Genomic DNA, 11721 nt, shown 5'->3' on the forward strand with positions numbered 1-11721 from the left:
AGACTTGGTATTCCTTTATGATTTATACGTTTTGGCTAATTCTCTCAACATCACTTTTGTCATCGTATGTAGATTAAAATCATGTGACCAATTCCAATCCTTTCGGGCCACGCTATCATCAATGGACGAAGGCCAACTGTCTGCAATGGCTTGTCTAAAATCTGGTTTAAAGGTTATCTTAAAGTTTGGCATTTCTGCTTGAATACTTTCGGCAATTTCCTTAGGAGAAAAACTAATTGCCGATAAATTATAAGATGAACGTATGCTTAAATGCTCTGAATTTGCAGCCATGATTTCCGTCGTGGCTTTAATGGCATCATCCATAAACATCATCGGTAAATGGGTGTTTTCAGATAAAAAACTCTCGTATTTACCTTCTTTTATAGCTTCATGATAAATTTCCACAGCATAATCTGTTGTGCCACCTCCTGGCATGGCCTTATGACTAATAATGCCTGGATAACGTATGCTTCTGACATCCACACCATATTTTTCATGGTAATATTCGCACCAACGTTCACCGACTTGTTTGGTAATTCCGTAAACTGTTGTGGGTTCGCAAATGGTATGTTGAGGCGTCTGTGTTCTTGGTGTTGATGGTCCGAAAACAGCAATACTGCTTGGCCAGAACACTTTTTTAATTTGCTTGGATTTCGCCAAGTTGAGCACATGAAACAACGAATTCATATTTAAATCCCAAGCTTCCATCGGGTATTTTTCGCCAGTTGCACTCAGCAATGCTGCCATAAGGTAAACCGTATCTATTTTATGGTTGATACAGCAATCTTTAATGGCATTAAAGTTTTTGGCATCTAAAATCACAAAGGGTCCAGCATTTACTAAATCTAAATTTCGAGTATTGATATCACTTGCTATAACGTTATCCACACCATGGATTTCTCGCAATTTGATGGTAAGTTCCGTTCCAATTTGCCCACAGGCACCAATGATCAATATTTTTGAAGACATATGCTCTAATTAAATAATTAACAAAAGTAATAAGAATAAATACTTGTGAATAATAAAATTTTCAAAAATAAGATGGTTTTCTTGCGATGTTTTCATCTTAATTTTTAAAATGAAAATACTAAATAATGAAAATAGATAGTTTGAGTATCTTTACCATTCAAACAAAAACAACTATGAAGAATATATATATCGTCATATGCTTTTGCTGCTTTGTTCTATTAGGATGCGGTAATGATAACAGCAATGCTAGTGAAACTGAGACGGCAGAAACTGCAGAACAAAATGCGCGTATTTCAGCAAAAACCATTGAGGATATTGATTACAATGATTATGCACTGAGTCCTGAAGGGGAAGATGCCATTGCCACTTGGGAAAAATACCAAGAATTAGCCACACAGATCAGTTATTTGAAGCGCGCTGATTTTTCGTTTTTTAATGGAGAGAAAAAAATGCTGAAAGAGTTTATTGATCAATTTACAGCACAATTGCCAAATGACTTAAGAACGAACCCTATAACTTCCCGCAATGCCGTTATAGCAACTGCCCTTTTAAAGTTAAACGAACGTTTGACTATAGATAATATTGATAGAGAAGATAAATTACGAAGTATAAAGGAGCTTTTCGTCGCGTTTTCGAATCTGAATTATCAGATCAATAAAAAGCTGGAACGGGATATGTATGATAAAATTGAGCCAGAATAAAAAAAAGCAGCTCAATTTGAGCTGCTTTTTTTTATAAGGAATCCAATAATTCGATTAATTTTTCTTGTCGGTAGCTGCTTTTTGGGCACGTTGTGCTTTTTGAGCTTCTAAAGCTTCTCGGCTTACTTTTGCCAGATTGAAATTTGGATCAACAGCCAAAGCATCGTTCATTAATTTTAAGGCAGCATCCATATTTGCTTCTTTATTTTCTGTAAATTTCAATAAGCCTTTCAGGTAAAATAAAGCCGCTTTCATTGAGGTTTCATAAGGTTGCTGTCTTTCGTAAAACGCACGTTTCATATCATCCGTTACATTGGCCAATGCATAATCAATATTTAGTTTTGCACCTACTAAATCATTCGTCTGAAGCTTCATGTCAGCCATTTCATAAGCTAAATATACACTAGGTTTACGCTTGAAAAGTTCTTCAAAATGTTCTAAAGCCATTTTTGGTTGGTTCAGATTTTTTAAAGCTAAAGCTTTTACTTCAACATTCATATCAGAATCGGTAGGGTTTTTTTCTACACCTATGGTGTTTAAGGCTTGCATGTGCTGCCCTTCGGAAAGGTAGATGTATGCCAACGTATCTTTACGCGCAACGGAAGGTTCTAAAACATCGAGATGGGTCATAGCATTGATAATGCCTTGAACATCACCTTGTTGTTTCATTTGTTTATAAAAGGCCTCGTAGTGTTGCTTTAATTCTGTATTTGTCTGGGCAAAGATGCTTGCTGAAAAAAGCATAAGTATTGCAATGGTAATCGTCTTCATTTCTATGACTTTAATGGTTTATTTTTAAAAATTAATGGGCTAAAACTATAAAATTTTATATGAATTGGTCTTAAAAAACTAATAAATTCTATGGTTCTGCTTTAAAAGTATAATTCAAAAGTTGTACCAATTTAGAACTATCGATAATTTTCCCTTTACTTTCTTCTGATGAATTATAATTTGGGGGCAATATATTTTCTTGTTTACAATAGTTTGTATAGTAGGTTTCTTTTGTAATATGCTTTGGGTACACGGCATTCACGGAAAGGTTCCAAAGGTCTTTTTCAAGAATGGCCAAAATGATATGGATACAGTCTGTTTTATGAATTAGATTTATTGGCGCATCTGGATTTGAAATATCATTTCTGCCCGATAAAAATTTTGCGGGATGGCGTTCTTCGTCTATCAAACCACCAAAACGTAAAATGGTGGTTTCAAAATTGGAATTTGTTTGAAGCCTATTTTCAATTTCAATAAGTTGTTTGGCAGTGTTTGAGGTGGCATTTGGCTTAGTTTCATCTGTAGTAACAGGAAAATTGGCTTCATTTTCAAAAACAGAAGTAGAACTTATATAGAGTACATGTTTAACTGAGGATACTTCAATAGCATGTATTAAATGGGCTATTTCGGCGACGTGGTTTTTGGTTGGATTTTTCCGTAATTCTGGAGGAATATTAATGATTATTGTATCGCTTCCTGTTAAAAATTCAGCACAGTTTCCTTTGATCTCGGAGGCATTTAAAGTGATTAAAAATGGTTCAATTTGATATTTTTTTAGCGTTTCAAATTTGTCTTTTGAAGTTGTAGAACCCTTGACCACAAACCCGTTTTTAACCAAAGTTTTTGCCAATGGTAAACCTAACCAACCACAACCGATGACGCTAATTTGTGTTTTCAAGATAAACGAATAGATATTAACGACAAAAATACAATTAATAAATCCTTTTTCTTTTCGATTTTTTTAAATCATTAATTTTCAGTAACTTTAATATTCACACTAATCTAAAAATAATCGTTATGGGAATTAAAAGTTTTCAAGGAGCGCGAAGGCAGCAGAATACTGTAGGGTCTTCTCAACTAAAAGTAAGGGATTATATGTCTACTAATCTTATAACATTTAGACCTGATCAGTCCGTTCAAGAAGTGGTGGAGGCATTAATTAAGCATAAAATTTCCGGTGGTCCTGTTGTTAATGATAGGCAGGAACTGGTTGGGATTATTTCTGAAGGCGATTGCCTCAAACAATTAAGTGAAAGTCGCTATTATAATATGCCCTTGGAGCACGACAATGTTGAAAAACGTATGGCTACAAACGTCGAGACCATTGACGGTAACTTAGATGTTTTTGATGCTGCCAATAAATTTTTACAGTCCAAAAGACGTCGTTTCCCAATTGTCGAAAACGGAAAATTGGTTGGGCAAATTAGCCAAAAGGATATCCTGATTGCTGCTCTGGAACTTAAAGGGGAGAATTGGAACAGTACCACTAAGGGCGGTTCTTAGTCATCGCGTTTTACCAAAGCATAGTACTCGCCTTCGAGCGGTAAATAACCTTGGTCGTAAACAAAATAGTAAACAGTTCCTGCTTTTGTGGTGTAGATGCTTGTAAAGTAATTGAAATCGAAGCCTTTTTCTATCAGTTTGGCTCGAGAACATTTCATCTTTTTGTTGGGATTGAGCACCTCAAGTATTCTATAGTTTTTTCTTAATCGGTTATTTGTATTTCTGACGAGGTTTTTAGAATCTTTGTTCAGACGGTTATTTTGGGCATTTCTGCAGCCATCACTACAATATTTTTTATCAATCCTACCAACGATGACATCGCCACATTCTGGACATTTTTTGCGCATGGTCTAAACTTTAGTGTTTACAAGATAAATAAAATCCTTTTAAACTGCTAGTAATGATTTTGTCCTCAGTGTTTTTCAATGTATAAGTCTTAATTGATTCATGGATTGTTCAGGCAAACCCCAACAAAAGACTGTCGTAATAACGAAATAAAAAATGCATTAAATTTTTCAGCTATATGTTTTTATAATCTATTTTGAAAACAGTCCTAATTTTGCGATAGCAAAAACGTCTTCAATAAGTGATTATATATTAAATGTTGATCATTAAGTTGGTTGAATTTGCTACCAGATGTTGATTTTCCTTTACAGCAATTTTAAACATTACTTGGTATTAATTAAAATAGGCATCAGAGCTTTTGAGTGTTTGTCAAAAATTCTGATGCCCTTTTTAAATGTGTTAAAGAGTTATCTATATAAATACTATTTATTCCCAAGCATAAGCAGCTCACTACACACCACTTCCGTTATGTAGCGCTTAATGCCATCTTTATCGTCCCAAGATCTTGTGGTTAGTTTTCCTTCTATGGCAACTTCCTTGCCTTTGGTGACATATTTTTCAATTATTTCTGCGGTTTTTCCCCAAGCCACAACGTTATGCCATTGTGTGTCTTCAACTTTTTCGCCTTTCGCGTTTTTATAACTATCGTTGGTAGCGATAGAGAATTTTGCTAAGGTTTTTCCGGATTCAAAATTGGTGATTTCTGGGTCTTTGCCTAAGTTACCAATCAACTGTACTTTGTTTTTAATGGTGTTCATAATTTCTAAATTTAATAGTTAAACAGTTAATACTATCGAGTTCTTATGTTTCGACACTGCAAAGCTATAAGGGCTTGCAAATGTTAATCGGTATTTACTTATTTACATTCGTTTGTAATTAATTGTAAACGCTTAAAACCGTTTTATTGTTGACTGGAGTTGGTATTAATGGTTTTTTATGAATATTGGATATATTACGTATATTTAGGTGTTAGCACCAATTTGAGAGAAACGATGAGAATACCAATATTTATAGTTTTGATTTTAATCATATTTTCTTGCCAAAGTAAGAAATCTGAAAAGACCCAAAATGCAGAATTGAATACTGAAGCGGAAATTATTAAATCTGAAAATATAATTCTTAACGATACTGTTGTTTATTTGAGTGGAGATAATGATATGGCTCTAATAAAAATGACTTTAGTTCCTAATGGAACTTTTGATTTTTATATGAGTATTTATCCAGAAATAACGCTGGAAAATGAAGTTGAAACAGAAGCTGAAAATGACATTATAAACTTAAACGGAACTTGGAGTGGAAATGGCGAAACTATGTCGTTGAGATTTGCAAATCGGAAAAATGACACTCTGAATTTAAACGACATTTTTGATGTAAATTATAAAGACGGAAATGAATTTAAAGTTATCGACCAAAACACAGTGGAAATAGATTATTCTTTAGATAAATTGAATATTTGGGGAATTAGTTGTTACAAAACAAAAAATTAAAAAAACTGGTGCTAACATCGGCTATAGTTTACTGCTACGTATTTTTTCCTTTGGAAAAACTACGCATCTGTGAATGGTTGTTGTTTATTTATTAACTTTAATGCTTAACCAACGCAGCGAAACTATAGCCGAGGAACGTTGTAAACAATTATGAGAAAACTAATACTACTAATATTTTTGTTCGCTTTTACTAATGTTTTTTGTCAAACAGAAAATTTAAATATTCACGAGATTTCTGAAAAATTATGTGGAAATTGGATTTTAAAGGAAATGAAGTCAGAAGGAGAAATTATGGGAATCGATTTAAGACTTGAAATACATTTTTTTAAAGACCAAAGTTTGGAAATGGTTACTAATGGTAACAAAGAAAAAGTAACATGGAAAGTTATTAATGACGGAACTGATTTTATAATTGTTACTAAAAATAACGAAAAATCTAAATTAATCTCAATCGATAATAAAGCATTTGTAATATCTAAAGATTATCAATTAGAACTAAATAGCGAAGAACAAGAAAGTATTATTTATTATTTTGAGAAGAAAGAATAAACTGTTTACAACACCGTATATAAGCTATGGCTTGGTCGGTCCACACTTGGAAAATCCTGCGGATTTTCCAACGCCGGTTTTTATCAGGAAAGGTCTGTGCCGAGACACGCCACAGCCCATATACAACAACGTTGGCAACAAGCTGAAAACGAACTTATGGCTGAATACAAAAATCCGTTCTCGGACAGAAAACATTACCACGAACACGCTGAATGGATTGATGACCATTTAAGCAAATTCTTTGATGATAAATTAGTTTCAGTTTTTCACGAAATCCCGACTTTGGATTTACATCTTGATGTTTATTTAATAAAACCTGAAAACGCGTCATTCAACATACTTTTGACTTCTGGAATGAGTACGTTAAAAATGAATGTTGACGAACAAGCAGAAAACGTAAAAGATTTGGAATTTGCCGAATTAATGATGCTTATTCCAAAAACTATTGATTTTGGACAAGTTTACTCTGGAGAAAATAAAAATGATTGGATTATATCGATTCTTAAAAGAACTGCGAAATTCCCACACTTTTACGATACTTGGATTGGAATTGGACACACAATACAAGCGGAAGAAGATTTAACGCCTTACGCAACTGATACTGACTATGTCGGAGCTTTAATTCTACCTTCTGTAACTTTCGATAAGGATTTTACAGAAATAAATAAAAATGGACGGAAAATAAATATTTACAATGTGCTTCCACTTTATAAAAACGAGATGGAATTTAAAATAGAAAATGGATATAGCAAATTATTGGATTTATTAATTAAAGCGAATGGAAAAGAAGTTTTGGATTTGAATAGAGAAAATCTGATTTCAAAAAAATCCGTTTGGAATAGAATATTTAAGAACTAAAAAAAGAAAAGCCAGTTGCCAACACCGTATATGATTTATTGCTAGTTCTAGCCTACTTACGAATCCCGAAGTGTCGGGACTCGCTGATTTTCTATTCGGTTTTTATTTGCTAAATTACGTGCTAAACCACGCAACGAAATTATACACAAACACGTTGTGCCTTATTTAAGAGAAACCTTATGAAGTTCAAATTTTTAGTCTTAAACCTGATTTTATTTACTGCATTTGCTTGCGGACAAAATGGAAATATAAAACAAACAAATACGCCAGAAATGAATTTAAAAGAGAACGCTGAAATCAAAAAAACATCTGAAAATTTAAAAACAGGAATGATAGAATATATCGAGCCTGGAGAAGCTGAATATACGAAATCTGATGTGGAAAAATGTATGACATTAATTAACAACTTCCTTGATGAAATTTCAAACTCTGACTCAAAAAAACAAGGAATGATAAGTGTCAAAAATGTTGTTCTTGGACTTAATGATTTGAATGAAAAGTGTGAATTTGAATTAATAGAAACCGGTCAAAGAGAACAAATTGCTGATATTATTATCTTAGCTGGACATTTGAAAGGTTATAATGGCAGAAATGAAGACATAACTGAAGATTGGCGAGAATGGTAAAAAAACAAGGCACGACACCGTATAAAATAGTGCTTAATCAAAAGGTCGTTGCGTGTTTGTAACTTCTGATTTTCCTTCGGAAAATTCTCGCACTTAAACCCGCAACTATTCTTATACTAACTGTTAGCAACAAGCTAAAAAAACAATAATGAATTTCTTCAAACTTTTCGGAAAAACCAAAGGACAGAGCACAAATACTGAATCTGAAAAACCGGAATTTGGGAAAATCAAAGTTTTTAAAAGCTTACCTAAAGAACAATGGAAACCTGCTTACAATGAGCTGAATAAAATAATTGGAACAAACCTAAAAGAATTCGGATTTATAAAAAAAGGCAGAAAGCATTATCGACTTACGAACGACTTGTTAGAAGTTATCGATATTGACAATCGTGGAAGTTGGACTGGAGCGAAAGATGATATTGTAATTCGAATAGGATTAGTTCCTTACTGTTGGCAAGGACTTACGAATGAATACTATTTAGTTGGTTCAAAAAAAATCGAGGAAATAGACAAGTCTATCAGAAAACACTTTAGAATTTCAGAAGAGTATTTAATATTAGCCGATTATCTTTCGAAAAAAATAATTACGAATGCTCTACCCTTTTTTGAAAAATATAATTCAACAAAAAAAATAACAAGTCAACCATATATTTTCCCGTACTATTCAAAATGTGGTGGAAATGACATTTTTAATTCTCATTTCTTAATTCTGTTCTCGGAATTGAAACAACGCATAACTAAAAATGCAATAGAGATTATTGACAATGAAATTGAATATGGGTCTGACAGTTTAAATCAAATTACCTGGAAGGAATTAAAAAAGTTAGTTGTAAATAAAGATTGGAAATCTATAGACAGAATATTGAAAGAAAATGAAACTAATATTTTGAATAAACTGAAAATAAAGCCAATTGCCAACACCGCATAAAATTAATTGCTAATTTTAGCCTACTTACGAATCCCGAAGTGTCGGGACTCGCGGACTTTCTATTTAGTTTGTATTTGCTAAATTAGGTGCTTAAAACACGTAACAAACCATATACAAACACGTTTTGCATAATTTAAAAATACAGCAACGGAAAAGCAACCATTTCAAAGTTTTCTCAACTACCCAATAAAAAAAAAGTAATGAAAAAAAAATTGAGCATAATATTTTTAGTTTATTATTTCTTAATAATAATAACTGCTTGCGGAGACTGCCAAAACTATGATACTGAAATAACAAATATAACTTTTGTACCTATTAATACTTTTATATCCTTAAATAGCAATTTGGAATTTGACATAGTAACAGAAGAAACTGTTATTGCTCAATTAACGAAATTTGATTTAAAGCTTATTCAGTCAGCCTATGCAACTGGATGTGATGACACATATAATCCAGTTAAATGGATAAATAATGTAAACGTAACTTCAAATCAAGACTTTTCACCTGATTATCTATCTGGAAATTCTTTAAACGACTTAATCAGCGTAGAATATTTTAAAGGAAGTGAAATGTCAAACATCAATGCTAGTTTGAATGAATACATTGAATATATAAATCTAATAGGAGATGGAGGCAAATCAAATTTTAACTTCGAAACTTTTACAATACATCAAAGACCAGAATTAAATCAACTGCTTTCATTGCAATTTGAATTTATATTTACAGATGGTTCAAATTTTATTTTAGGAACCGAACAGATAGAATGGGAATAAAAAACTATGCATAACACGGTGTATAATTAATTGCTTTGGCAAGTGCTTATTTGGAAAATTCCTTCGGAATTTTCTCTGGCAAGTATTTGTCTACTAAATTAGTTGCTGAACCACACAAATAACCATACACAAAACGCTGTGCTTCATTATGACAAACCGCTAACCAATGATAAAATTCTTTAGAAAAATTAGACAACAACTGCTGACTGAAAATAAGTTCAGCAAGTATTTAATTTACGCAATTGGGGAAATCATTTTGGTCGTTATTGGAATTTTGATTGCTCTACAATTAAATAATTGGAACACCGACCATAAGGCGAGTATTGAAGAAATTGAACTTTTGACAGAGATGAAATTTAATCTCGAAAAAGATATGAAAGATTGTATTTGGAACATTAATAAAAACAAAGATTTATATAATTCGAACTTGATAGTACTTAAGCAAATTGAAGAACGAAAGCCCTTTATGGATTCGCTTAATGTACATTATGGAAATCTTTTAGGAACAACTACTCAATTGAGAAATCTGTCTGCATATGACCACCTGAAGTCTAGAGGAATAAACCTAATTAAAAATGATAGTTTAAGGCAACAAATAACTACAGTTTATTCCGCTCGTTATTATTATATTGAAATGAAAGAACTTGAATATGATAATCAGATTCAATTAAACCAAGTCATACCACAATTAAACGGCAAGATTATTATTGATAATATTTCAAAAACTGGATATCCAATTGATTTAGAAAACTTATACGATGATAATTATTTGAAAGGAACACTTCGAACAAACATAGACGTTAAACGATTTATGATAAAAGCTTATAAAAATCTCGAAGGTGATTTACGGAACTTGATAGAACTTATTGACATTGAACTTAACACTCGAAAAAATTAAATTTGTAAAAAAATAACGAAAGCAGAACAATGGCTATAAGTAATTGCTTGTTCTCGCCTACTTACGAATCCCGAAGTGTCGGGAATCGCGGATTTTAAGTTTGGTGTGTACTTGCAAAGTTGAGTGCTAACCCACGCAACTACTCATAGGTACTGTGTTGTAGCACATTTGAGAAAAACCTGAAATAAAATGAAAAGATTCAGTCTGATTTTAATTTTGATTACACTACTTAGTTGTGAGGATTTAGTCGAGCAAACCTATAAATTTAATATACGTAATGAATCAGATTTTGAATTATATTTTACGATGGACTATAAATATCCTGACACTACATTGAGTGCCGAAAATACAACAAATAGAATTCTACCTATGTCGACTTTTAGATTAGGTGGATTTCGAACACAGGATAAAATTTTTGATGAGTCAGTAAATGATACTTTATCCTTTTTCTTTTTAACTAAAGAAACAATAGAAAATAATGAGTGGTATGAAATAAGAAGCAATTACTTAATTCTTAAACGTTTTGACGTGAGCTACGATGATTTTCAATCAATAGACTTTGAAATTGTTTATCCACCAACAATTGAAATGGAAAATATAAGAATGTATCCAACTGAATAAAAAACGAGCTACAATACCGGCTATAGTTCATTGCTAAGTCACTGCCAGCTTACGAAAATCACTACGTGATTTTCTATCTGGTGTTTATTTGCTAAATTAGGTGCTTAAATACGCCACTAATCTTATACAATCACGTTGTAGTGCATTTACAGAAAACAGAGACCTTGAATTAATGAAAGAAGTCATTTTAACGAATAAAGAGAAAATAAATCTTGAAAATGAACTTCAAAAACACAAGTCTCATAGAACTAAACAATTTAAATTTTATTTGATAATAGTTGTTGTCGGAACAATAATTGGCGGAATTCCAGCGTACATTGCTTATGGGCATAAAAGTGTGAACTTTTTATTTGGAACATTAGGATTTATTCTTGTTATGCTAATTCCTTTGACAGTTGGATTTTTAACTTCTAAAAAAGAAGTTAATAAGCTTACTTCTGACTTAAAAAGCGGAAAAAAAATCGAGGGAAAATCGACAATAAAATCAATAAACATATTCAATAGGAAAATTATTTTATCAAACGGAATTAAAGTATTTGAACCTATCGAATACTATAAAACATTTAAAAAAGGTGATTTGATTAAATATAAAATAAGCCCAAGTAATGAGTTTATTTTTGATTGTAGAAAAGAATAAAAATGCACTACAACAAAGCAATGTGCTAAAAAACAAGTAAAATCCCTTTAATTTT

The 11721-nt window shown here is 32.1% G+C and carries 16 protein-coding genes; 11 read left to right on the top strand and 5 right to left on the bottom strand.

Annotation, left to right across the window (positions count from 1 at the left end; translation table 11 throughout):
• Nucleotides 1-15 precede the first annotated feature (15 nt).
• Nucleotides 16-969 (bottom strand): NAD-dependent epimerase/dehydratase family protein, encoded by a 954-nt coding sequence (locus HM987_RS19205; protein ID WP_179009638.1) that lies wholly within the window; start codon nucleotides 967-969, stop codon nucleotides 16-18.
• 173 nt (nucleotides 970-1142) lie between these two features.
• Here HM987_RS19205 and HM987_RS19210 point away from each other — a divergent pair, with 173 nt between their 5' ends.
• Nucleotides 1143-1670: a hypothetical protein gene (locus tag HM987_RS19210; protein ID WP_179009640.1), complete on the top strand. Its 528-nt coding sequence runs from the start codon at nucleotides 1143-1145 to the stop codon at nucleotides 1668-1670.
• Between the two features lie 54 nt (nucleotides 1671-1724).
• Here the strand turns inward: HM987_RS19210 and HM987_RS19215 are convergent, their stop codons facing one another.
• Both HM987_RS19215 and HM987_RS19220 read right to left on the bottom strand, forming a co-directional pair.
• Entirely contained in the window at nucleotides 1725-2441 is a 717-nt protein-coding gene (locus HM987_RS19215; protein ID WP_179009642.1) for a hypothetical protein, read from the bottom strand.
• An 88-nt stretch (nucleotides 2442-2529) separates the two neighbouring features.
• Complete coding sequence (locus HM987_RS19220; RefSeq protein WP_229724533.1) at nucleotides 2530-3339, bottom strand: NAD(P)H-binding protein; 810 nt, start codon at nucleotides 3337-3339, stop codon at nucleotides 2530-2532.
• 119 nt (nucleotides 3340-3458) lie between these two features.
• On the opposite strand from HM987_RS19220, the gene HM987_RS19225 reads away from it, so the two are divergent.
• Nucleotides 3459-3944: a CBS domain-containing protein gene (locus tag HM987_RS19225; RefSeq protein WP_179009644.1), complete on the top strand. Its 486-nt coding sequence runs from the start codon at nucleotides 3459-3461 to the stop codon at nucleotides 3942-3944.
• Here HM987_RS19225 and HM987_RS19230 read toward each other — a convergent pair.
• On the bottom strand, nucleotides 3941-4291 hold the full coding sequence (locus HM987_RS19230) for a hypothetical protein (protein ID WP_179009646.1): 351 nt from the start codon (nucleotides 4289-4291) through the stop codon (nucleotides 3941-3943). The two genes, HM987_RS19225 and HM987_RS19230, sit on opposite strands and share 4 nt — an antisense overlap.
• A gap of 420 nt (nucleotides 4292-4711) precedes the next feature.
• Complete coding sequence (locus tag HM987_RS19235) at nucleotides 4712-5047, bottom strand: single-stranded DNA-binding protein (protein ID WP_179009647.1); 336 nt, start codon at nucleotides 5045-5047, stop codon at nucleotides 4712-4714.
• A gap of 234 nt (nucleotides 5048-5281) precedes the next feature.
• Between HM987_RS19235 and HM987_RS19240 the strand changes: the two genes are divergently transcribed.
• The 9 genes from HM987_RS19240 to HM987_RS19280 all read left to right on the top strand — a co-directional run bounded on the left by HM987_RS19240 (nucleotide 5282) and on the right by HM987_RS19280 (nucleotide 11666).
• A complete protein-coding gene (locus tag HM987_RS19240; protein WP_179009649.1) occupies nucleotides 5282-5776 on the top strand; it encodes a hypothetical protein in 495 nt (164 codons plus the stop codon).
• A 150-nt stretch (nucleotides 5777-5926) separates the two neighbouring features.
• Nucleotides 5927-6325 (top strand): hypothetical protein, encoded by a 399-nt coding sequence (locus tag HM987_RS19245; protein ID WP_179009651.1) that lies wholly within the window; start codon nucleotides 5927-5929, stop codon nucleotides 6323-6325.
• A 96-nt stretch (nucleotides 6326-6421) separates the two neighbouring features.
• Complete coding sequence (locus HM987_RS19250) at nucleotides 6422-7183, top strand: suppressor of fused domain protein (protein ID WP_218645599.1); 762 nt, start codon at nucleotides 6422-6424, stop codon at nucleotides 7181-7183.
• 179 nt (nucleotides 7184-7362) lie between these two features.
• Nucleotides 7363-7809, top strand: coding sequence for a hypothetical protein (locus tag HM987_RS19255; RefSeq protein ID WP_179009653.1), 447 nt, complete (start codon nucleotides 7363-7365; stop codon nucleotides 7807-7809).
• A 148-nt stretch (nucleotides 7810-7957) separates the two neighbouring features.
• A complete protein-coding gene (locus HM987_RS19260; RefSeq protein ID WP_179009655.1) occupies nucleotides 7958-8737 on the top strand; it encodes a DUF4304 domain-containing protein in 780 nt (259 codons plus the stop codon).
• 200 nt (nucleotides 8738-8937) lie between these two features.
• Nucleotides 8938-9510 (top strand): hypothetical protein, encoded by a 573-nt coding sequence (locus HM987_RS19265; RefSeq protein WP_179009657.1) that lies wholly within the window; start codon nucleotides 8938-8940, stop codon nucleotides 9508-9510.
• 166 nt (nucleotides 9511-9676) lie between these two features.
• Nucleotides 9677-10408, top strand: a complete 732-nt coding sequence (locus HM987_RS19270) for a DUF6090 family protein (protein ID WP_179009659.1) — start codon at nucleotides 9677-9679, stop codon at nucleotides 10406-10408.
• A gap of 216 nt (nucleotides 10409-10624) precedes the next feature.
• Nucleotides 10625-11029: a hypothetical protein gene (locus HM987_RS19275; protein WP_179009661.1), complete on the top strand. Its 405-nt coding sequence runs from the start codon at nucleotides 10625-10627 to the stop codon at nucleotides 11027-11029.
• A 172-nt stretch (nucleotides 11030-11201) separates the two neighbouring features.
• The gene (locus tag HM987_RS19280; protein ID WP_179009663.1) at nucleotides 11202-11666 is read left to right on the top strand and encodes a hypothetical protein; all 465 of its coding nucleotides are present in this window, start codon (nucleotides 11202-11204) and stop codon (nucleotides 11664-11666) included.
• Nucleotides 11667-11721 lie beyond the last annotated feature (55 nt).

Origin of the sequence: Winogradskyella forsetii, assembly GCF_013394595.1 — a bacterium.
Taxonomy (GTDB): Bacteria; Bacteroidota; Bacteroidia; order Flavobacteriales; family Flavobacteriaceae; genus Winogradskyella; species Winogradskyella forsetii.

Coding starts and splice junctions, on each gene's coding strand:
- HM987_RS19205 (WP_179009638.1), bottom strand. CDS start 969: ATGTCTTCAAAAATATTGATCATTGGTGCCTGTGGGCAAATTGGAACG.
- HM987_RS19210 (WP_179009640.1), top strand. CDS start 1,143: ATGAAGAATATATATATCGTCATATGCTTTTGCTGCTTTGTTCTATTA.
- HM987_RS19215 (WP_179009642.1), bottom strand. CDS start 2,441: ATGAAGACGATTACCATTGCAATACTTATGCTTTTTTCAGCAAGCATC.
- HM987_RS19225 (WP_179009644.1), top strand. CDS start 3,459: ATGGGAATTAAAAGTTTTCAAGGAGCGCGAAGGCAGCAGAATACTGTA.
- HM987_RS19230 (WP_179009646.1), bottom strand. CDS start 4,291: ATGCGCAAAAAATGTCCAGAATGTGGCGATGTCATCGTTGGTAGGATT.
- HM987_RS19235 (WP_179009647.1), bottom strand. CDS start 5,047: ATGAACACCATTAAAAACAAAGTACAGTTGATTGGTAACTTAGGCAAA.
- HM987_RS19240 (WP_179009649.1), top strand. CDS start 5,282: ATGAGAATACCAATATTTATAGTTTTGATTTTAATCATATTTTCTTGC.
- HM987_RS19245 (WP_179009651.1), top strand. CDS start 5,927: ATGAGAAAACTAATACTACTAATATTTTTGTTCGCTTTTACTAATGTT.
- HM987_RS19255 (WP_179009653.1), top strand. CDS start 7,363: ATGAAGTTCAAATTTTTAGTCTTAAACCTGATTTTATTTACTGCATTT.
- HM987_RS19260 (WP_179009655.1), top strand. CDS start 7,958: ATGAATTTCTTCAAACTTTTCGGAAAAACCAAAGGACAGAGCACAAAT.
- HM987_RS19265 (WP_179009657.1), top strand. CDS start 8,938: ATGAAAAAAAAATTGAGCATAATATTTTTAGTTTATTATTTCTTAATA.
- HM987_RS19270 (WP_179009659.1), top strand. CDS start 9,677: ATGATAAAATTCTTTAGAAAAATTAGACAACAACTGCTGACTGAAAAT.
- HM987_RS19280 (WP_179009663.1), top strand. CDS start 11,202: ATGAAAGAAGTCATTTTAACGAATAAAGAGAAAATAAATCTTGAAAAT.